General features: G+C 64.6%; 20 protein-coding genes. 19 read left to right on the forward strand and 1 reads right to left on the reverse strand.

Annotation, left to right across the window (positions count from 1 at the left end; translation table 11 throughout):
* Nucleotides 1-110: 110 nt before the first annotated feature.
* From P9A16_RS16820 to P9A16_RS16840, 5 genes are read left to right on the forward strand one after another with little or no spacing between them, the layout of a single operon-like run.
* On the forward strand, nucleotides 111-1,154 hold the full coding sequence (locus P9A16_RS16820) for an ABC transporter substrate-binding protein (protein WP_023516424.1): 1,044 nt from the start codon (nucleotides 111-113) through the stop codon (nucleotides 1,152-1,154).
* On the forward strand, nucleotides 1,151-2,179 hold the full coding sequence (locus P9A16_RS16825) for a FecCD family ABC transporter permease (RefSeq protein ID WP_023516425.1): 1,029 nt from the start codon (nucleotides 1,151-1,153) through the stop codon (nucleotides 2,177-2,179). The genes P9A16_RS16820 and P9A16_RS16825 overlap by 4 nt, the downstream gene beginning before the upstream one ends.
* Nucleotides 2,176-2,979 carry an ABC transporter ATP-binding protein gene (locus P9A16_RS16830; RefSeq protein WP_023516426.1) on the forward strand — a complete coding sequence of 268 codons (804 nt, stop codon included), beginning with the start codon at nucleotides 2,176-2,178 and terminating at the stop codon, nucleotides 2,977-2,979. Before P9A16_RS16825 ends, P9A16_RS16830 begins: the two co-directional genes overlap by 4 nt.
* Complete coding sequence (locus P9A16_RS16835; protein ID WP_023516427.1) at nucleotides 2,976-3,425, forward strand: pseudoazurin; 450 nt, start codon at nucleotides 2,976-2,978, stop codon at nucleotides 3,423-3,425. The genes P9A16_RS16830 and P9A16_RS16835 overlap by 4 nt, the downstream gene beginning before the upstream one ends.
* On the forward strand, nucleotides 3,425-4,201 hold the full coding sequence (locus tag P9A16_RS16840; RefSeq protein ID WP_023516428.1) for a class I SAM-dependent methyltransferase: 777 nt from the start codon (nucleotides 3,425-3,427) through the stop codon (nucleotides 4,199-4,201). The genes P9A16_RS16835 and P9A16_RS16840 overlap by 1 nt, the downstream gene beginning before the upstream one ends.
* Here the strand turns inward: P9A16_RS16840 and phnF are convergent.
* Nucleotides 4,179-4,934 carry a phosphonate metabolism transcriptional regulator PhnF gene (gene phnF, locus P9A16_RS16845; protein ID WP_023516429.1) on the reverse strand — a complete coding sequence of 252 codons (756 nt, stop codon included), beginning with the start codon at nucleotides 4,932-4,934 and terminating at the stop codon, nucleotides 4,179-4,181. The genes P9A16_RS16840 and phnF overlap by 23 nt on opposite strands.
* Before the next feature lie 105 nt (nucleotides 4,935-5,039).
* Between phnF and phnG the strand changes: the two genes are divergently transcribed.
* The 14 genes from phnG to phnN all read left to right on the forward strand — a co-directional run bounded on the left by phnG (nucleotide 5,040) and on the right by phnN (nucleotide 17,444).
* Nucleotides 5,040-5,507 (forward strand): phosphonate C-P lyase system protein PhnG, encoded by a 468-nt coding sequence (gene phnG / locus P9A16_RS16850; RefSeq protein ID WP_024271637.1) that lies wholly within the window; start codon nucleotides 5,040-5,042, stop codon nucleotides 5,505-5,507.
* Entirely contained in the window at nucleotides 5,507-6,115 is a 609-nt protein-coding gene (phnH, locus tag P9A16_RS16855) for a phosphonate C-P lyase system protein PhnH (protein WP_023514469.1), read from the forward strand. The genes phnG and phnH overlap by 1 nt, the downstream gene beginning before the upstream one ends.
* Nucleotides 6,116-6,118: 3 nt before the next feature.
* Nucleotides 6,119-7,219, forward strand: coding sequence for a carbon-phosphorus lyase complex subunit PhnI (locus P9A16_RS16860; protein ID WP_023514468.1), 1,101 nt, complete (start codon nucleotides 6,119-6,121; stop codon nucleotides 7,217-7,219).
* On the forward strand, nucleotides 7,216-8,100 hold the full coding sequence (locus tag P9A16_RS16865) for an alpha-D-ribose 1-methylphosphonate 5-phosphate C-P-lyase PhnJ (protein ID WP_023514467.1): 885 nt from the start codon (nucleotides 7,216-7,218) through the stop codon (nucleotides 8,098-8,100). Before P9A16_RS16860 ends, P9A16_RS16865 begins: the two co-directional genes overlap by 4 nt.
* On the forward strand, nucleotides 8,097-8,873 hold the full coding sequence (gene phnK / locus P9A16_RS16870) for a phosphonate C-P lyase system protein PhnK (RefSeq protein WP_023514466.1): 777 nt from the start codon (nucleotides 8,097-8,099) through the stop codon (nucleotides 8,871-8,873). Before P9A16_RS16865 ends, phnK begins: the two co-directional genes overlap by 4 nt.
* A gap of 2 nt (nucleotides 8,874-8,875) precedes the next feature.
* Nucleotides 8,876-9,583, forward strand: coding sequence for a phosphonate C-P lyase system protein PhnL (gene phnL / locus P9A16_RS16875; protein WP_023514465.1), 708 nt, complete (start codon nucleotides 8,876-8,878; stop codon nucleotides 9,581-9,583).
* Nucleotides 9,580-10,194, forward strand: coding sequence for a DapH/DapD/GlmU-related protein (locus P9A16_RS16880; protein WP_023514464.1), 615 nt, complete (start codon nucleotides 9,580-9,582; stop codon nucleotides 10,192-10,194). Before phnL ends, P9A16_RS16880 begins: the two co-directional genes overlap by 4 nt.
* A gap of 164 nt (nucleotides 10,195-10,358) precedes the next feature.
* A complete protein-coding gene (gene phnC / locus P9A16_RS16885; protein WP_023514463.1) occupies nucleotides 10,359-11,207 on the forward strand; it encodes a phosphonate ABC transporter ATP-binding protein in 849 nt (282 codons plus the stop codon).
* Nucleotides 11,208-11,289: 82 nt separating this feature from the next.
* Complete coding sequence (gene phnD, locus P9A16_RS16890; RefSeq protein ID WP_023514462.1) at nucleotides 11,290-12,195, forward strand: phosphonate ABC transporter substrate-binding protein; 906 nt, start codon at nucleotides 11,290-11,292, stop codon at nucleotides 12,193-12,195.
* 219 nt (nucleotides 12,196-12,414) lie between these two features.
* On the forward strand, nucleotides 12,415-13,377 hold the full coding sequence (gene phnE, locus P9A16_RS16895) for a phosphonate ABC transporter, permease protein PhnE (RefSeq protein ID WP_037409650.1): 963 nt from the start codon (nucleotides 12,415-12,417) through the stop codon (nucleotides 13,375-13,377).
* A gap of 9 nt (nucleotides 13,378-13,386) precedes the next feature.
* Nucleotides 13,387-14,889, forward strand: coding sequence for a phosphonate ABC transporter, permease protein PhnE (gene phnE, locus P9A16_RS16900; protein WP_023514460.1), 1,503 nt, complete (start codon nucleotides 13,387-13,389; stop codon nucleotides 14,887-14,889).
* A 104-nt stretch (nucleotides 14,890-14,993) separates the two neighbouring features.
* Nucleotides 14,994-15,701, forward strand: coding sequence for a DUF1045 domain-containing protein (locus P9A16_RS16905; protein WP_023514459.1), 708 nt, complete (start codon nucleotides 14,994-14,996; stop codon nucleotides 15,699-15,701).
* A 1-nt stretch (nucleotide 15,702) separates the two neighbouring features.
* Entirely contained in the window at nucleotides 15,703-16,842 is a 1,140-nt protein-coding gene (locus P9A16_RS16910) for an alpha-D-ribose 1-methylphosphonate 5-triphosphate diphosphatase (protein WP_023514458.1), read from the forward strand.
* A gap of 2 nt (nucleotides 16,843-16,844) precedes the next feature.
* The gene (gene phnN / locus P9A16_RS16915; RefSeq protein WP_023514457.1) at nucleotides 16,845-17,444 is read left to right on the forward strand and encodes a phosphonate metabolism protein/1,5-bisphosphokinase (PRPP-forming) PhnN; all 600 of its coding nucleotides are present in this window, start codon (nucleotides 16,845-16,847) and stop codon (nucleotides 17,442-17,444) included.
* The last annotated feature ends 60 nt before the right edge of the window (nucleotides 17,445-17,504 follow it).

The following is a 17,504-nucleotide window of genomic DNA, read 5'->3' on the forward strand; positions in this document are numbered from 1 at the left end:
TGGCTGCCGGCAACGGCGGAATTCCAATCGTTTTCTCCCGACCGCAATCGGCGCGCGCCTGTCGGCGCGTCGGCTGAGCCCGCACGCTTTCATTCATTCGGGAGAAACCCATGACCATTCTGCCTGCGGCCGTGCGCGCCGCATCCCTCGTTTCCGCGCTGGCCGGTGCCGCCGTGTTTGCCCTGTCAGCGGGCGCCGCGCAGGCGGCCGCGACGCAGTATCCGCTGACGCTGGAAAATTGCGGCCGCAAGGTCACCTTCGAGAAGGCGCCGGAACGGGCTGTCTCGCTCGGCCAGAGCTCGACCGAAATCCTGTATCTCCTCGGCGTTGGCGAGCGCATGGTCGGCACGGCGGTCTGGATCGGCCCGGTGCTGTCGGGTTACGAGGACGCCAACGCCAAGGTCGAGCGCCTTGCCGACAACGATCCGAGCTTCGAGAGCGTCGTCGCCAAGAAGCCGGACCTTGTGACGGCGCAGTTCCAGTGGCATGTCGGTCCGGAGGGCATCGTCGCGACGCCAGAGCAGTTCGATGAACTGAAGATCCCGGTCTACACCTCGCCGGCCGATTGCATCGGCAAGGACAATTCCGGTGGCGGCGACGGGGTGCGCAAGACGGTCTTCACGATGGAGCTGATCTACAAGGAAATCAGCGAATTGGCGCAGATCTTTGATGTGCAGGATCAGGGCGAGAAAGTCATCGCCGACCTCAAGGCGCGCGAAGACGCGGCGCGCAAGAAGATCGCTTCGGCGGATGGCAAGCTTTCCGCCGTCTTCTGGTTCTCCAGCGCCGAACTCGACATCGACCCCTATGTCGCCGGGCGCAACGGCGCGCCGGGCTACATCATGTCGGCGCTCGGCATCCGCAATGTCATTGAGAGCGACGAGGAATGGCCGACGGTCGGCTGGGAAACCGTTGCCAAGGCCGATCCGAGCATCATCGTCGCCGGCAAGATGGAGCGCCGCCGCTTCCCTGCCGATGACGTCGCGGTCAAGCACACGTTCCTCAAGGAAGATCCCGTCGCCAGCCTGATGCCGGCCGTGAAGAACGGCCATGTCGTCGATATGGACGCCCAGGCGATGAACCCGACGATCCGCACGATCGAGGGCATCGAGGTGCTTGCCGACGCCATCGAGAAGGCTGGCCTCGCGAAGTGACGGCTGATCGCCCCATCCTGCTGCGCACGGGTGTCGCTCTTGCGGCGCTCGTGCTGCTTGTCGCCGCGCTCGGGGTGGGCGCGGCGGTGGGCGAGACCGCTATTCCGCTCGACGTCGTGGCAAAGACCGTGGCGAACCGCCTCTGGCAGGCGGGGCACGCCATCGAGCCGATAGACGAGGGCATCGTCTGGAACTACCGGCTGAGCCGCGCCGTGGTTGCGGCCTGCTGCGGATCGGCGCTCGCGATCTGCGGGGTGATCCTGCAGTCGCTGCTGCGCAACGCGCTGGCCGATCCCTACATTCTCGGCATTTCCGCCGGTGCCTCCACGGGCGCTGTCGCGGTGGCGATCCTCGGCATCGGCGCCGGTATCCTGACGCTGCCGATCGGTGCCTTTATCGGGGCGCTCGTCGCCTTCGGTCTCGTCAGCGCGCTGGCGGTTCGCGCAGGCCGCGGTACGGGGGCGATCATCCTTGCAGGGGTCGCCGGTTCGCAGCTCTTCAATGCGCTGACCTCCTTCATCGTCACCAAGGCGGCCAATGCGGAACAGGCACGCGGCATCATGTTCTGGCTGCTCGGCAATCTCTCGGGCGTGCGCTGGCCGGATGTCTGGCTGGCGCTGCCGGTTGCGCTTCTCGGGCTTGTCGTGTGCCTCTGGCATGCGCGCGCGCTCGATGCCTTCACCTTCGGCACGGAATCGGCGGCCTCGCTCGGCATTCCGGTGCGCCGGGTCTATGTCGTGCTGATTGCCGTCTCGGCACTGATGACCGCCGTCATGGTCTCCATCGTCGGGTCGATCGGTTTCGTCGGCCTCGTCATTCCCCATGCCGCGCGCATGGTCGTCGGTGTCCGCCACGGGTTGCTGCTGCCGGCCTCGGCGCTGATCGGCGCCATCTTCATGATCGCCGCGGACGTGCTGTCGCGGGTCATCATTCCCGGCCAGGTGCTGCCCATCGGCGTCATCACCGCGCTGTTCGGCGCGCCGGCCTTCGCGCTCATCCTCAGCCAAAGGAGATCGGCCCTGTGACCCTTTCGGCAAAAGGTCTTTGCTGGTCGGCCGGCGGTGCGACCATCCTCACCGACGTCTCGCTCGACGTGCGTCCCGGCGAATTTCTCGGCATCATCGGACCCAATGGTTCGGGCAAGACCAGCCTGATGGCGTTGATGGCGGGCATCCGCAAGCCGCAGGCGGGTCTGGTAACGCTTGAGGGCTCGCCGCTTTCGGCCCACGGCCGGCAAGCCATAGCCCGCCGCATCGCCTTCGTCGAGCAGCAGGCGGAGACGACCGAGCGTATCACTGCGCGCCAGGCGGTCGAACTCGGCCGCACGCCGCATCTCGGCGCGCTGACGCCCTGGTCGCGGGCGGATGATGCCATCGTCGACAGGGCGCTGGAGGAGGTCGACATGGCGCACTTTGCCGGCCGGCTGTGGCACACGCTTTCCGGCGGCGAGCGGCAGCGGCTGCACATCGCCCGCGCGCTCGCCCAGCAGGCGCCGATCCTCCTGCTCGACGAGCCGACCAACCATCTCGACATCGGCCACCAGATCGGCCTGCTCCAGCTGGTGCGCGAACAGGACCTGACCGTCGTTGCGGCATTGCACGACCTCAATCACGCGGCCATGTTCTGCGACCGCATCGCCGTCATGCAGGGCGGCCGCATCGTCGCGCTCGGTACACCTGCAAAGGTACTGGAGCCGCAGCGCTTGCACGATGTCTTCGGCGTCACCGTGGATGTCGAGCGCGACAGCGCCGGCGGCTGCTTCATTCGCTATCGCCGGCCAGAGCCCCGGCCTGCCAAACTCAAGCTCGTTGCAGAGGCAAGATGAAAACCCGTTTCCTCCTGGCTGCGGCCATCGCCGTACTTCTCCACGCCGCCCCCGTCGCCGCTGAAACCTTCCGGGTCGAGATGCGCAATCGCGGCGAAAAGGGCTCCATGGTTTTCGAACCGGATTTCCTGGCAATCAAGCCGGGGGACAGCGTCAAGTTCATCGCCACCCACAAGAGCCACAACGCCGCCAGCATCGACGGCATGGTTCCGCAGGGATATGCCGGCTTCAAGGGCAAGATCAACGAGGAGATCGAGGTCACCTTTGATGCCCCCGGTTTCTACGGCATCAAATGCTCGCCGCATTTCGGCATGGGCATGGTCATGCTGGTGAAGGTCGGTGAGGCGGAACTGACGGAGGCGATCCGCACGGTCGAGGTGCCGGCCCGCGCCCGGCCGCGCTTCGACGACATCTTTGCCCGTATCGATGCGGGCGAGGGGCAGTGATGCACGGCACACGCGGCAACAGTCATCTCAAGGAAGACATTCGCGACTACTGGTCGCGCCGCTCTGAGACCTTCGATCTCGCCTTTGGCCACCGCATTCCCGAAGGACCGGAGTTCGAGGCCTGGGCGGCGGCGATCCGCGAAAATCTCGGTCCGGAGCCACGCCGCGTGCTGGAGCTTGCTTGCGGTACAGGTGAGGTGACACGTCTGCTGCTTTCCCTCGGCCATGAGGTGACGGCGCTCGACTTTTCCGAGGCGATGCTGAAGGTCGCACGGAAGAAACACGCCGGTGCCAAGGGCGTGCGTTTCCTGCTCGCGGATGCGGAAAACCCGATGGAGCCGGACGAGAGCTATGACGCGATCGTCTGCCGCCATCTGGTCTGGACGCTGACGACGCCGGTCGAGGCTTTTTCCGAATGGCACCGCATGTTGAGGCCGGGCGGCATCCTTCTGTTCTTCGACGGCGACTGGGCAGCGCCGACCCGGCTTGGCAGGCTGGCGGGCCGGGCCATCGCCCTGCTCGACAAGGTCATCGGCACCGATCCGCACTATGACGGCGCGATGAGCGCGCGCCATGCCGATATCATGGGCCGGCTGCCCTTTGGCGACGGGCTTACCGTTGAACGCGTCCAGCCGCTTCTGGCGGCGGTGGGGTTCCGCGATATCAAGATCGGCTCACATGGCCCGATCGCGAGGGCGCAGCGGCGCACGGCGGACCTGCGCAACAGGCTGCGCACACTGCTTTACCGCCGTTTCATTCTCTGCTGCCGGAAGTAACTCCGTCGGTTTCCGGCTCCACGGTCAGCTTGACGCGGTCGGCGGCAAAACGCGTGCGGGAGAACTGGACCGGAACGCCGTCAAGATCTGTGTTGACGGCCGTCGCCACAAGAATGATCGCCCCCGGTGAGAGCTTCAGGTGGCGGATGTCGTCGCCTTCGGCATGGATGGCGGATATTTCGGTCGAGCGGCGCACATAGTCGGACACACCGAGCTCCTGGAACGCAGCGGTGATGGAGCGTGTCCTTTCGTAGACGGTGTCGATCCCGCTGAAACGGTCCGCGGGGAAATAATGCGTGCCGCAGGAGATGGGCCGCCTGTCGGCGCTGTTCACGGTTTCGAGCCGCACGCAGGGCGCGCCGGCTGCAAGGCCGAGCGCCACGGCAACGGCGGCGGTCGCTGGCTCTGTCGCCGCCGCCAGCAACTGGCCTTCCAGATTGCGCGTCTGATTTCCGAGACCCTGCGAAAATCGGGTACGGCGGGAGATCGGGAAGCGCAGCCGGTCGCGCCGCTCGATGCGCGTGCCGATGCCCTGGATAGGGCGCACGATGCCTTCCTCTGTCAGTGCCGCCATGGCGCTGCGCACCGTGTGGCGGTTCACGCCGAAGCGGGCGGCGAGCGTGATTTCCGGCGGCATCATGCCTGTTTCGTCGAAATCGCCATTGTTGATCGCAAGACGCATGCGGTCGGCGATTTGCCGCCAGAGCGCCACGCCCGATTGTCGTTCCACCATTTTCGCCCCCGCGAAACCCTCTGTCACACCCTTGTCATCCCGGCCCTTTAAGACGAGACTTAGATGTTCGGTTGTCTAGATTAATAGACATTTGGAGAGAAGGCAATGACATCAGTTCAGAAATCTGCCGCAAGCGCGGGGGACGGCCGGCAGAGGGCCATGGGTCTCTTGGCGAAGGCGAGCCGGGTCGAGTTGCAGGCGGCTTTTGACGCGCTGGCGGAACAGCCCGCCGTTCAACCGGTGCGCGGGCCGGAAACGGGCCTCGTCATGATCCGTGGCCGCATCGGCGGCGGCGGTGCGCCGTTCAATCTCGGCGAGGCGACGGTGAGCCGCGCCAGCATCCGCCTTCAGGACGGCACGGTCGGCCACGGCCAGGCGCTCGGCACGGACGGCGCCAAGGCGCGGCTTGCGGCGATCTTCGATGCGCTCTTCCAGCAGCCGGCCCACCAGGCTGAGGTGGCGGCGCTGCTCGAAACCATCGCCGCGCGCATTGCCGGCGAGGACGCCGAAAAGGCCCGCCAGACGGCCGCCACGCGCGTCGATTTCTTCACCATGGTTCGCGGAGAGGACTGATGACATTGGATACGCTCGCTTTTGCCGGCGGTTTTGAGGAGCCGGTGTTCGAGGCCCAGGCCGTTTTCCGCACGCTGATGGACTGCATGGCTCGCCCGGGCACGATCGGCGATGTCGCGGCCTCGGTCCTGCCGCCCGCGCCGCTGAATGCGACGGCCGGCGCGGTCGCGCTGACGCTGTGCGACCATGACACCGCTGTCTGGCTGACCCCGGCACTCGCCAATTCCGCGCTGCCCGGCTGGCTCGCCTTCAATGCCGGCGCAGCCGTCACCGACGCGCGGCAGGATGCCCGGTTTGCCTTCATCGAAAAGGGCGCCATGCTGCCGAACCTCTGCCTCTTCGCGCAGGGCACGCAGGAATATCCTGATCGTTCGACGACGCTCGTCGTCGAGATCGAGGCCTTCGACGGTGGCCGTCCGCTGACGCTGAAGGGACCGGGCATTCGCACGGAAGAAGAGATCGCGCCCGTCGGCTTGCCGGACATGTTCCCGCATTTCTGGTCCGAGAACCGCCAAAAATTTTCGCGCGGCGTCGATCTGATCCTCGTTGCTGGCTCAAGCATCCTCTGCCTGCCGCGCACCACCGTCGTCAGCGTGAAGGAGGCATAGACCATGTATGTTGCCGTCAAGGGTGGCGAAGCCGCCATCTCCAACGCCCACCGCCTTCTTGCCGATCGCCGCCGCGGCGACCGTTCGCTGCCGGCCATCGGTATCGAGCAGATCGTCGCCCAGCTTGGCCTTGCCGTCGACCGCGTGATGGCAGAAGCCTCGCTCTACGACCGCGCGCTTGCCGCGCTTGCCGTCCGGCAGGCCCGCGGCGACATGATCGAGGCGATTTTTATCCTGCGCGCCTACCGCACGACTTTGCCGCGCTTCGGCTATTCGAAGCCTGTCGAGACGGGCGACATGTGCGTCGAGCGCCGCGTCTCGGCGACCTACAAGGACCTGCCGGGCGGCCAGCTTCTCGGGCCGACCTTCGACTATACGCACCGCCTGCTCGACCCGTCGCTGCTGAACGACGAAGCGGTGGATGTGCCGCTGGAGCGCGAGGAGGCCGGCGAGCCGGTCATGCGCGTTTCCGACATTCTCGCCGGCGAGGGCCTTGTCGAGGATGACGGCAGCCTGCCGGACGGTCATGTCGCTGGCGACCTGACGCGCGAGCCGCTGGAATTCCCGATGGCGCGGGACCTGCGATTGCAGGCGCTCGCCCGCGGCGACGAGGGCTTTTTGCTGGCGCTCGGCTATTCCACGCAGCGCGGCTATGCCCGCACCCATCCCTTTGTCGGCGAGGTGCGCATCGGCGAGGTCGAGGTGGAGCTGGACATGCCTGAACTCGGCTTTGCCGTCTCGCTCGGCCGCATCCAGGTGACGGAGTGCCAGATGATCGCCCAGTTCAAGGGATCGGCGAAGAACCCGCCGCAGTTCACCCGCGGCTATGGCCTCGTCTTCGGCCAGAGCGAGCGCAAGGCTATGGCCATGTCGCTGGTCGACCGGGCGCTGCGCGCGGAGGAATTCGGCGAGGACATCGTCGCGCCGGCGCAGGACGAGGAATTCGTCATCTCCCATTCCGACAACGTGCAGGCGACCGGCTTCGTCGAGCACCTGAAACTCCCGCATTACGTGGATTTCCAGGCCGAACTCGATCTCGTTCGCCGCATGCGGCGCGAATACGAGGCCGCGCAAAACATCGATCTTCCGGAGGCCGCAGAATGAGCACGGCAGACCTCGCAACCTACAATTTCGCCTATCTCGACGAACAGACCAAACGCATGATCCGCCGCGCGATCCTGAAGGCGATCGCCATTCCCGGCTACCAGGTGCCCTTCGCCTCGCGCGAAATGCCGATGCCCTACGGCTGGGGCACCGGCGGCGTGCAGGTGACGGCGGCGATCCTCGGGCCGAAGGACGTGCTGAAAGTCATCGACCAGGGAGCGGATGACACCACCAACGCCGTCTCCATCCGCGCCTTCTTCCAGAAGGTCGCCAATGTGGCGGTCACGACCAAGACGCGCGAAGCGACGATCATCCAGACGCGCCATCGCATTCCCGAGGAGAAGCTGACGGCCGGCCAGACGCTGGTCTACCAGGTGCCGATCCCGGAGCCCCTGCGTTTCCTCGAGCCGCGCGAGACCGAGACGCGGAAAATGCATGCGCTGGAAGAATACGGCCTGATGCATGTCAAACTCTACGAGGACATCGCCCGCAACGGCCATATCGCCACGACCTATGCCTATCCGGTCAAGGTCGAGGGCCGCTACGTGATGGATCCGTCGCCGACCCCGAAATTCGACAATCCGAAGATGCACATGTCGGAGGCGCTCCAGCTTTTTGGCGCGGGCCGCGAAAAGCGCATCTACGCCGTGCCGCCCTATACTGAGGTCGTCAGCCTCGATTTCGAGGACCATCCCTTCGAGATCCAGACCTTCGACAAGCCCTGCGCGCTGTGCGGCGCGGAAAATGTCTATCTCGACGAGGTGGTGCTCGACGACAGGGGCGGGCGGATGTTCGTCTGCTCGGACACCGACCATTGCGAAGAACGCTGCGCAGGCGGCCATCGCGGCCATCTGGCTTACAACAAGGAGGCTGCCGAATGACCGACACGCCGCTTCTCAAAGTCCGCGACATCTCGAAATTCTACGGCGCGCGCATCGGCTGCCAGAATGTCTCCTTCGATCTCTGGCCGGGCGAAGTCCTGGCGATCGTCGGCGAATCCGGCTCCGGCAAGACGACGTTGCTCAACTGCCTCGCCACCCGCCTGATGCCGACATCGGGCGCCGTCGAATACCGCATGCGTGACGGCCAGATGCGCGACCTCTCCCGCATGAGCGAGGCGGAACGCCGCTTCCTGATGCGCACGGACTGGGGTTTCGTGCACCAGAACCCGGCCGATGGCCTGCGCATGGCTGTGTCGGCCGGCGCCAATGTCGGCGAGCGGCTGATGGCCGTCGGCGAACGGCACTACGGCAATATCCGCGAGACGGCGGGCACCTGGCTCGGCCGCGTCGAGATCAGCGTCGACCGTATCGACGACCAGCCGCGCGCCTTCTCCGGCGGCATGCGCCAGCGCTTGCAGATCGCCCGCAACCTCGTCACCTCGCCGCGCCTCATCTTCATGGACGAACCGACCGGCGGTCTCGACGTCTCGGTGCAGGCGCGCCTGCTCGATCTCCTGCGCGGCCTCGTGCAGGACCTCGGCCTCTCGGCGATTATCGTCACGCACGACCTCGCCGTCGCGCGCCTCCTCTCGCACCGCATGATGGTGATGAAGGATGGCGTCGTCATCGAACAGGGGCTGACCGACCGCGTGCTCGACGATCCGCGCGAAGCCTATACGCAGCTCCTCGTCTCCTCGATCCTTCAGGTGTAACCATGGCCACACCCCTCGTTGTTTCCGAAGTCGCGAAGAGCTTTACCATGCATCTTCGCGACGGCATTCGTCTGCCCGTGATGTCGAACGTCGCCTTCTCGGTGAAGGCGGGCGAATGCGTCGTATTGGGCGGCCCGTCCGGCATCGGCAAGAGTTCGCTCCTGAAGATGGTCTACGGCAACTATGCCGTCGACAGCGGCCAGATCCTGATCGAGCACGGCGGCCGCCTGCTCGACCTGGCGATCGCCGATCCGCGCACCATTCTTTCGGTGCGCCGCGCCACGCTCGGCTATGTCAGCCAGTTTCTGCGCACCGTGCCGCGCGTTGCGGCCGTCGATGTCGTCGCCGAGCCGCTCACCGCTCGCGGCGTCAATGCCGCCGAGGCGAAGGCGACGGCCGAAGCCATGCTGGCGCGGCTCAACCTGCCGCGCGAACTCTGGCAACTGCCGCCCGCCACCTTTTCCGGCGGCGAACAGCAGCGCGTCAACATCGCGCGCGGCTTCATTACCGATCACCGCATCCTGCTGCTCGACGAGCCGACCGCATCGCTCGATGCGAAGAACCGCGCCGTGGTCGTCGAGATGATCGCTGAGAAGAAGGCGGCCGGTGTCGCGCTCCTCGGTATCTTCCACGACGAAGACGTGCGCGAAAAGGTCGCCGACCGCATCGTCGACGTCTCCGCCTTCTCGCCACGAAAGGCCGCCGCATGACCCGCCTGTCCGAAACGCCGCTGATCCATCCGACTGCAGTCGTGTCCGACACGGTGCTCGGCCGCTACACGGAGATCGACGAGAACTGCCGCGTCAGCGAAGTCGAGATCGGCGATTATTCCTACATCATGAACGGCGGCTCCGTCTGGTGTGCGACGATCGGCAAGTTCGCCAACATCGCCGCCTCAGTGCGCATCAACGCGACGAACCACCCGATGTGGCGGGCGACGCTGCATCATTTCACCTACCGCGCCAACGATTACTGGCCGGATGCCGACCACGAAGCCGACTTCTTCGAATGGCGGCGCGGGCACCGCGTCGTCATCGGCCACGACGTCTGGATCGGTCATGGATCGACCATCCTGCCGGGTGTCACAGTCGGCAACGGTGCTGTCATAGGCTCCGGCGCGGTCGTCACAAAAGACGTCGAACCCTATACGGTCGTCGGCGGCGTCGCGGCGAAAGTCATCCGCGAACGTTTCCCCCGAAGCATTGCCGAACGCATGGAAAAACTCGCCTGGTGGGACTGGGATCATGCCCGGCTGCGCACCGCTCTCGACGACTTTCGTAAACTTGACGCAGAAGCCTTTCTTGCCCGTCACGACGGGTGAGAAAGCGCTTGCCGATGCCGGAAATTCAGGCCTGTGGACTGTTATTTTTCCGACATGAAACTGACATTGCCCCTTCATCAACAGCGTTTAGAGCCAGTCCCGAAAGCGACAGGCCCGGCCTTTGGCCCAGCCTTGATCCGACACAGGACAAAAAGGGATCCACCATGTTTCGACTGAAGAATGTCACCCGCCGCTTTGGCGTGCGCGTAGCGGTCGACGATGTGACCTTCGATATTCCGCAGGGCCAGATGGTCGGCGTCATCGGCCGCTCCGGCGCCGGCAAGTCGACCATGCTGCGCATGATCAACCGCCTTGCCGATCCGAGCGAGGGCACGATCCATTTCAACGATGTGGAAGTCTCCGCGCTGCGCGGCGCGAGCTTGCGCAACTGGCAACGCGACTGCGCGATGATTTTTCAGCAGTTCAATCTCGTGCCGCGTCTCGACGTGCTCACCAACGTGCTGCTCGGTCGCCTCAACCACCGCCCGACGGTCATGAGCGTCCTCAATCTCTTCACCCGTGAGGAGCGCATCATGGCGATCGCAGCGCTCGAGCGCCTCGGCATCGAACAGACGGCGCTTCAGCCTGCCGGCACGCTCTCGGGCGGCCAGCAGCAGCGTGTGGCGATCGCAAGGGCGCTGATGCAGAACCCCAAGATGCTGCTTGCGGACGAACCGATCGCCTCGCTCGATCCGCTGAACGCAAAAATCGTCATGGATGCACTGCGCGACATCAACGAGCGCGAAGGCATCACCGTCATCACCAACCTGCACACGCTGGATACGGCGCGCGCCTATTGCGAACGCATCATCGGCATGTCCGGCGGCCGCGTCGTCTTCGATGGCCCGGCACGCGAGCTTGATGCCGATGCGGTGCGCACGATCTACGGCACCGGCGCCGACGGCGCGGAAATCGACGAAAGCATGACCTCGACGGCGATCCGCAATCCGGCCCGCCAGGACAATGCAAAGGAATCCGCCAGCCCGACACCGCTGGCACTGGCCGGCCTTTAAGCCGGTTGGGATCGAAGGGCCCGCGTGAAGGGCCATCATTTTTAAAGAGCCCCGGCGAAGCCGGTCAAACAGGAGAAAGACCATGCTGAAGAAAGCTCTTCTCGGCGCCGTCGCGCTCATCGCGCTCGCCGGCCACGTACAGGCTGAAGACCTCAAGGAATTCCGCGTCGGCATCATCGGCGGCGAGAACGAAGCCGACCGCCTGCGCAACTACCAGTGCCTCGGCGACCAGCTGAAGGCCGAACTCGGCTTCGAGAAGGTCTCGTTCTTCCCGGCTGCCGACTATGACGGTGTCATCCAGGGCCTGCTCGGCGGCACGCTCGACTATGCCGAACTCGGCGCTTCCGGCTTTGCCAAGATCTACCTTGCCAAGGCCGACGCCGTCGAGCCGATCCTGACGACCGTCCAGACCGACGGCTCGACCGGCTACCACTCGATCATGGTCGCCCGTAAGGACAGCGGCATCACCAAGCTCGAAGACCTGAAGGGCAAGAAGCTCGGTTTCGCCGATCCGGACTCGACCTCCGGCTACCTCGTGCCGCTCGTCACGCTGCCGGAAGCTATCGGCGGCCCGGTCAAGGAGTTTTTTGGTGAGACGGGCTTCGGCGGTGGTCACGAAAACCTCGTCCTCGAAGTCGTGAAGGGCACCTTCGACGCCGGTACGACCTTCGGTTCGGGCGTTGGCGAGTGGAAGGACGGCTACACGTCCGGCAACCTGCACAAGATGGTCGAGAAGGGCATTCTCGACATGAACGACCTCGTCGAACTCTGGAAATCGCCGCTGATCCCGAACGGCCCGATCGTCGTTCGCTCTTCCATGGACGGCGACATGAAGGCGAAGTTCAAGCAATTCATGCTCGACCTGCCGAAGAAGGACGCGGCCTGCTTCGCCGCCGTCATGGGCGGTGACTTCACCTCCTTCACGGAAGTCAATGTCGACTTCTACAAGCCGATCATCGACGCCCGCAAGGCGACGATCGGCGGTTGATAGCCTCGATGTTTCCGGCGCCGGCTGGACAACCGGCCGGCGCTTTTTTGCTGATGCCATTACCCCACTCTCGACGCCATCCTCGGGCCTGACCCGAGGATCCATGCGGCACCTGCGGCCGTGGATGCTCGGGTCAAGCCCGAGGATGACGGAGGGGAGGTTTGCGGCATGTCATCAGCAGCCGGAATTGTGCACAGGGAACCGCAAGGCGGACTGACCATGGCCATGAACACGCTTCACGACGGCTTCAGCGAAAAGGGTGCGCTCATCGAGCGGCACTGGCAGGAGCTGAACGCCCGCCGCCGGCTCTATACCTGGCTCGGCCTTGCCATCCTCGTCACGGCGCTCACCGGTTCGCTCTGGTTCGCCAACGAGACGAATGCCGGAAAATTCTTCGATAGGCTGCCGCATTTCTTTGACTTCGTCGGCGATATGGTGCCGCGCGATGGCCTCGAGGTCTTTCGCGCGCTGTTCGACCTGCCGTCGCCCTACGATGACGGCAGTTTCAAGTACAACTATCCCGAAGGGCGGCTCTACATCACCGAGAGCCTCTATGTGCCGGAATATTTCCACAAGATGCTGGAGACGCTGAACATCGCGATCTTCTCCACCGTGATCGGCATGACCTTCGGCTTCCTGCTCTGCTTTCTGGCGGCAAAGAACCTTGTCGCCAACCGCCTGCTGCGCGGCTTCGTGCGCCGCTTCATGGAAATCCTGCGCGCCTTTCCGGAGGTCGTTCTCGCCGGCTTCTTCCTCGCCATCCTCTCGCTCGGCCCGCTGCCTGCCGTCATTGCCGTGTCGATCCACACGGTCGGGGCGCTTGGAAAACTCTTCTTTGAAGTGGTCGAGAATGCGGACATGAAGGCGGAGGAGGGGCTTCGCGCGGTCGGCGCAAGCTGGGTGGAGCGCGTCTGGTTCGGCATCGTGCCGCAGGTGCTTCCGAATTTCATGAGCTATTTCCTGCTGCGTTTGGAGATCAATGTGCGCGCCTCCACCATCATCGGTGCCGTCGGCGGCGGCGGCATCGGCGAATTGCTACGCCTGTCCATCGGTCAGGGACATCAGGCCAAGACACTTGCCATCGTGCTGCTGCTGCTCATCACAATCATTGCCGTCGATCAGTTCTCCGCCTGGCTGCGCCGCAAGCTCGTCGGCGACCAGGCCTTCCGGCTGGCTCAATAGGAGAGTGCCATGACGACCCTCAATCCCGCACAGATGGATGAGATCGCGGCACGTCATCCCGCCGTCTTCCATCGCTCGTTCTGGCAGCGTTTTCGCGTCGCCATCATCGCCGGCGGCTTCGTGCTCTATGCGCTTTATTGCTGGTGGTTCTTTGCCATCGGCCATGTGCTCGGCACCGCCAACTGGAACATCGCCGGCACTTATCTCGCAGACTGGGTCTCCTACGAGGTGCGCCCTGAAGTGACCATCGACGCCGATGGCGCGATGAAGCTCACCTATCCACGTTTCTCGCCGCTCGGCCCGAATGCCGAGCCCGACTGGGTCGAGATCGAACGCGGCACGATGATCCGCACCACGCCCGCCGCAGGCGGCGCGACGACGACGGAAAAGAAACCCGCCTCGATGGGCTTCATGGGAAGCGGCGGCGCTGTCGGTGGTTCTGCTGCGGCCGCGGAAGCTCTGGCGACCGCGACGACCCGCGAAGAGGAGGTCGTCAAGCGCGCGAAAATCACGCTGAATTCCTCGACGAGCGTCGAAGTTGTTCCTGATCGCGTGACCGTACAGCATTCCGGCGAGACGATGGTCGTCGATCTCTCGGGTGAGGGCGCCAAGGTCGAGGGTGGGCTGCCGGCCTGGGCGACCCAGAAGGCGCCGGGCGAAAAGATCACGCTCGCCTTCGGTGTTGCCGGCTGGGGCGAGATCGAGGCTGATGATATCTCGATCCGCAAGCGCTTCTTCGGCTGGGCCAATTTCCTGTTCGACACCAACTCGCCGTTCCACGGCAGATCGACCTCCGAGGTCGTCTCGCTGCTGACGTCAGGCGATCGCATCGACCCGAAGCAGTCGAACCTCTCGCTCGCCTGGAACAACATTCTCTACAATGCGGAATGGCAGCACCTCGATGTCTGGACGAAGCTGCTCCAGACCATCGTCATGGCCTTTGTCGGCACGCTTTTCGCCATGCTGCTCGCCTTTCCGCTCGCTTTCCTAGCCGCACGCAACATCACGCGCAGCTGGATTTCCAACCAGGTGACGAAACGCCTCTTCGACTTCCTGCGTTCGGTCGACATGCTTATCTGGGCGCTGTTCTTCACCCGCGCCTTCGGTCCGGGACCGCTTGCCGGCATGTCGGCGATCTTCTTCACGGATACGGGTACGCTGGGCAAACTCTACTCCGAGGCGCTGGAGAACATCGACGACAAGCAGCGCGAGGGCGTCAAATCCGTCGGCGCGGCGCCGGTCGCCGTGCAACGCTATGGCGTTCTGCCGCAGGTCATGCCGCTCTTTGCGTCACAGGCGCTTTACTTCTGGGAATCCAACACCCGTTCTGCCACGATCATCGGCGCCGTCGGCGCTGGCGGTATCGGCCTCAAGCTCTGGGAAGCGATGCGCACGAATTCCGATTGGGAGAACGTCGCCTATATGGTGCTGCTGATCCTGATCGTCGTTTTCGTCTTTGACGGCGTTTCGAATGCGCTGCGTTCGCGCCTGATGGGCAAGCCGGCGCATTGAGCGTGGAAGAACCGGTGTGGCGGCATGATGCTGCCACACGAATCCCTTCAAGTTCCGACGCCGCCGGACCGGCGGCGTTGAATGACTGAAACAGGAATGAGCCATTGCGTTACGCCCTCTATTTCACCCCGTCCGCAAGCGACCCGCTGACCCTCGCCGCCCAGCGCTGGCTGGGGCGCAATGCGTTTACGGGTACCGCGCTGGAGCAGCCGGTCGTGAACGGCCTCGACGCGGCTGCGCAGGCCGGCCTGACCGCCGATCCGCGCCGTTATGGTTTCCATGCCACCTTGAAGGCACCGTTCGCGCTTGCCGAAGGTCGCAGCGAGGCGGAGCTTCTGGCTGAAATCGGCCGTTTTGCTGCGGAGGTGGAGCCTTTCGAGATTCCGCAGGCCATCGTGGGGCGTCTCGGTTCCTTCTTCGCGCTGGTGCCTGGCGATCAGTGCGAACCGCTTCAGGCCTTTGCCGGCGAGGTGGTGCGCCGCTTCGAACGGTTTCGTGCGCCGCTCACCTCCGCCGATATCGCCCGCCGAAAGCCGGACGAACTTACCGCCGAAGAGCGCCAGAATCTCGTACAATGGGGCTATCCCTATGTCTTCGAAACGTTCCGCTTTCACATGACGCTGACGGGGCGTGTTCCCGTGGAGCGCCGCGCTGCCGTCGAGGCTGCGCTGCTGACGCATTTCTCCGATTTCCATGAACGCCCGCTGGCGATCGAGGGCCTTGCGCTCTTCCGGGAGCCTTCGCGCGGCGCCGATTTCACCGTTCATTCGCTCTTCCCGCTTGCCGCGGGAGCCAACAGAAAGACCGCCTGACATGACCCGCGAAACCGTTCTTTCCAATGCCCGTATCGTGCTTGAGGACCGGATCCTCGATGGCACGCTGGTGCTCCGCGATGGCCTGATCGCGGACATTTCCGAAGGTGCCTCCACCGTCGGGGAGGACATGGAAGGCGACTTCCTGCTGCCCGGTCTCATCGAGCTGCACACCGACCATCTCGAAGCTCATTATTCGCCGCGCCCCGGCGTGCGCTGGGGCCTGACGGCGGCGATCCAGGCGCATGACGCCCAGGTCGTCACCTCGGGCATCACCACCGTCTTCGACTGCCTGCGCATGGGTTCGGACGAGGACGGCGGCTTCGAAAAGGGCGAGATGCGTTCCATGGCGAATGCCATTGCCGAGGCGCAGGACGAGGATCGCCTGCGCGCCCAGCACCTCATCCACCTGCGCTGCGAAGTCTCGACCGACAACGTGCTCGACCACTATGAGGAGTTCGAGGACGATCCGCTCGTCCGCCTTGTCTCGCTGATGGACCATGCGCCCGGCCAGCGCCAGTTCCAGACGATGGAACAGTACATCCTCTACTACAAGAAGAAGCGCGGCCTGACGGACGCCGAGTTCGACGCATTCTGCAAGCGCCAGCAGGACCTGTCCGCCCGCTATGCCAAACCGCACCGCGACGCCATCGCCGCGTCCTGCGCCGCCCGTGACATCTCCGTCGCCAGCCACGACGACGCGACCCTCGAACATGTCGAGGAGGCGGTCGGCTATGGTATTCGCCTTGCCGAATTCCCGACGAGCTTCGATGCCGCCAAGGCCTCGCACGGCGCCGGTATGAGCGTTCTGATGGGTGCACCGAACATCGTCCGCGGCAAGTCGCATTCCGGCAATATCGCCGCCCGGGACCTTGCCACGATGGGCGTGCTCGACGTGCTCTCCTCCGACTACGTGCCCTTCAGCCTGATGCATGCGCCTTTCATTCTGGCCGACGAGGTCGAGGGCATCGACCTGCCGAGGGCGATCGCCATGGTCTCCTCCACGCCGGCCCGCACCGTCGGCCTCGATGATCGTGGCGCCATCGCAAGGGGTTTGCGCGCCGACCTCGTGCGCGTGCGCCGGCCCTCCGGTGTTCCGGTCGTGCGCTCGGTCTGGCGGCAGGGCAGGCGGGTCGCTTGACTATGGAGGCCGAAATCGTCTCCGCCCGGCCGCTGCCCGTTGCGGCCGGCACGATGGTCGTCGTTGTCGGCCCCAGCGGCGCGGGCAAGGACAGTGTCATGTCCTATGCCGCGCGGCATTTTGCCGGCGAACCGCGTCTCGGCTTCGTGCGCCGCGTCATCACACGCCCGCAGGATGCCGGCGGGGAGGCGCATGAGGCGGTCGATGCGGTGGGTTTTGCGGCCCGGGATGCGGCCGGAGATTTTGCGGTCTCCTGGGATGCGCACGGCCTTTCCTATGGCATTCCGCGGGAAACCTTTGGCCAGCTTGCGAGCGGCATGACGCTGATCGCCAATGGCAGTCGTTCGGCACTGCCTGCATTCGCTGAAGTCTACGGGCGACTGAAGGTCGTGCTGATTACCGCGCGTGCGGATGTTCTTGCCGCGCGCCTCGCCACCCGCGGCCGGGAAAGCGCTGAGGCCATCGCCCGGCGGCTCGACCGCGTGGTGCCCGAGATCGTCGTTGCCGCCGATACGGTAATCATCGACAACAGCGGTGCCTTGGAGGACGCGGGGGATACTCTCGTGCGGCTGCTCACCTCCGCCCTGGCGCGAAGTGATTAGAGTTTGCCAGGGAAAAGTGGAATCCGGCTTTCCCGAAAAGACAAACGAAAACAAAGAAGG

Origin of the sequence: Shinella sp. 838 (assembly GCF_029623935.1) — a bacterium.
Taxonomy (GTDB): domain Bacteria; phylum Pseudomonadota; class Alphaproteobacteria; order Rhizobiales; family Rhizobiaceae; genus Shinella.

What these genes read in the sequence shown, in the direction of transcription:
- phnC (WP_023514463.1), top strand. Translation starts at nt 10,359, where the DNA reads ATGTTTCGACTGAAGAATGTCACCCGCCGCTTTGGCGTGCGCGTAGCG.
- phnG (WP_024271637.1), top strand. Translation starts at nt 5,040, where the DNA reads ATGACATCAGTTCAGAAATCTGCCGCAAGCGCGGGGGACGGCCGGCAG.
- phnE (WP_037409650.1), top strand. Translation starts at nt 12,415, where the DNA reads ATGGCCATGAACACGCTTCACGACGGCTTCAGCGAAAAGGGTGCGCTC.
- phnF (WP_023516429.1), bottom strand. Translation starts at nt 4,934, where the DNA reads ATGGTGGAACGACAATCGGGCGTGGCGCTCTGGCGGCAAATCGCCGAC.
- phnK (WP_023514466.1), top strand. Translation starts at nt 8,097, where the DNA reads ATGACCGACACGCCGCTTCTCAAAGTCCGCGACATCTCGAAATTCTAC.
- phnE (WP_023514460.1), top strand. Translation starts at nt 13,387, where the DNA reads ATGACGACCCTCAATCCCGCACAGATGGATGAGATCGCGGCACGTCAT.
- P9A16_RS16880 (WP_023514464.1), top strand. Translation starts at nt 9,580, where the DNA reads ATGACCCGCCTGTCCGAAACGCCGCTGATCCATCCGACTGCAGTCGTG.
- P9A16_RS16820 (WP_023516424.1), top strand. Translation starts at nt 111, where the DNA reads ATGACCATTCTGCCTGCGGCCGTGCGCGCCGCATCCCTCGTTTCCGCG.
- P9A16_RS16860 (WP_023514468.1), top strand. Translation starts at nt 6,119, where the DNA reads ATGTATGTTGCCGTCAAGGGTGGCGAAGCCGCCATCTCCAACGCCCAC.
- P9A16_RS16910 (WP_023514458.1), top strand. Translation starts at nt 15,703, where the DNA reads ATGACCCGCGAAACCGTTCTTTCCAATGCCCGTATCGTGCTTGAGGAC.
- P9A16_RS16835 (WP_023516427.1), top strand. Translation starts at nt 2,976, where the DNA reads ATGAAAACCCGTTTCCTCCTGGCTGCGGCCATCGCCGTACTTCTCCAC.
- P9A16_RS16840 (WP_023516428.1), top strand. Translation starts at nt 3,425, where the DNA reads ATGCACGGCACACGCGGCAACAGTCATCTCAAGGAAGACATTCGCGAC.
- phnN (WP_023514457.1), top strand. Translation starts at nt 16,845, where the DNA reads ATGGAGGCCGAAATCGTCTCCGCCCGGCCGCTGCCCGTTGCGGCCGGC.
- phnL (WP_023514465.1), top strand. Translation starts at nt 8,876, where the DNA reads ATGGCCACACCCCTCGTTGTTTCCGAAGTCGCGAAGAGCTTTACCATG.
- P9A16_RS16865 (WP_023514467.1), top strand. Translation starts at nt 7,216, where the DNA reads ATGAGCACGGCAGACCTCGCAACCTACAATTTCGCCTATCTCGACGAA.
- phnD (WP_023514462.1), top strand. Translation starts at nt 11,290, where the DNA reads ATGCTGAAGAAAGCTCTTCTCGGCGCCGTCGCGCTCATCGCGCTCGCC.
- phnH (WP_023514469.1), top strand. Translation starts at nt 5,507, where the DNA reads ATGACATTGGATACGCTCGCTTTTGCCGGCGGTTTTGAGGAGCCGGTG.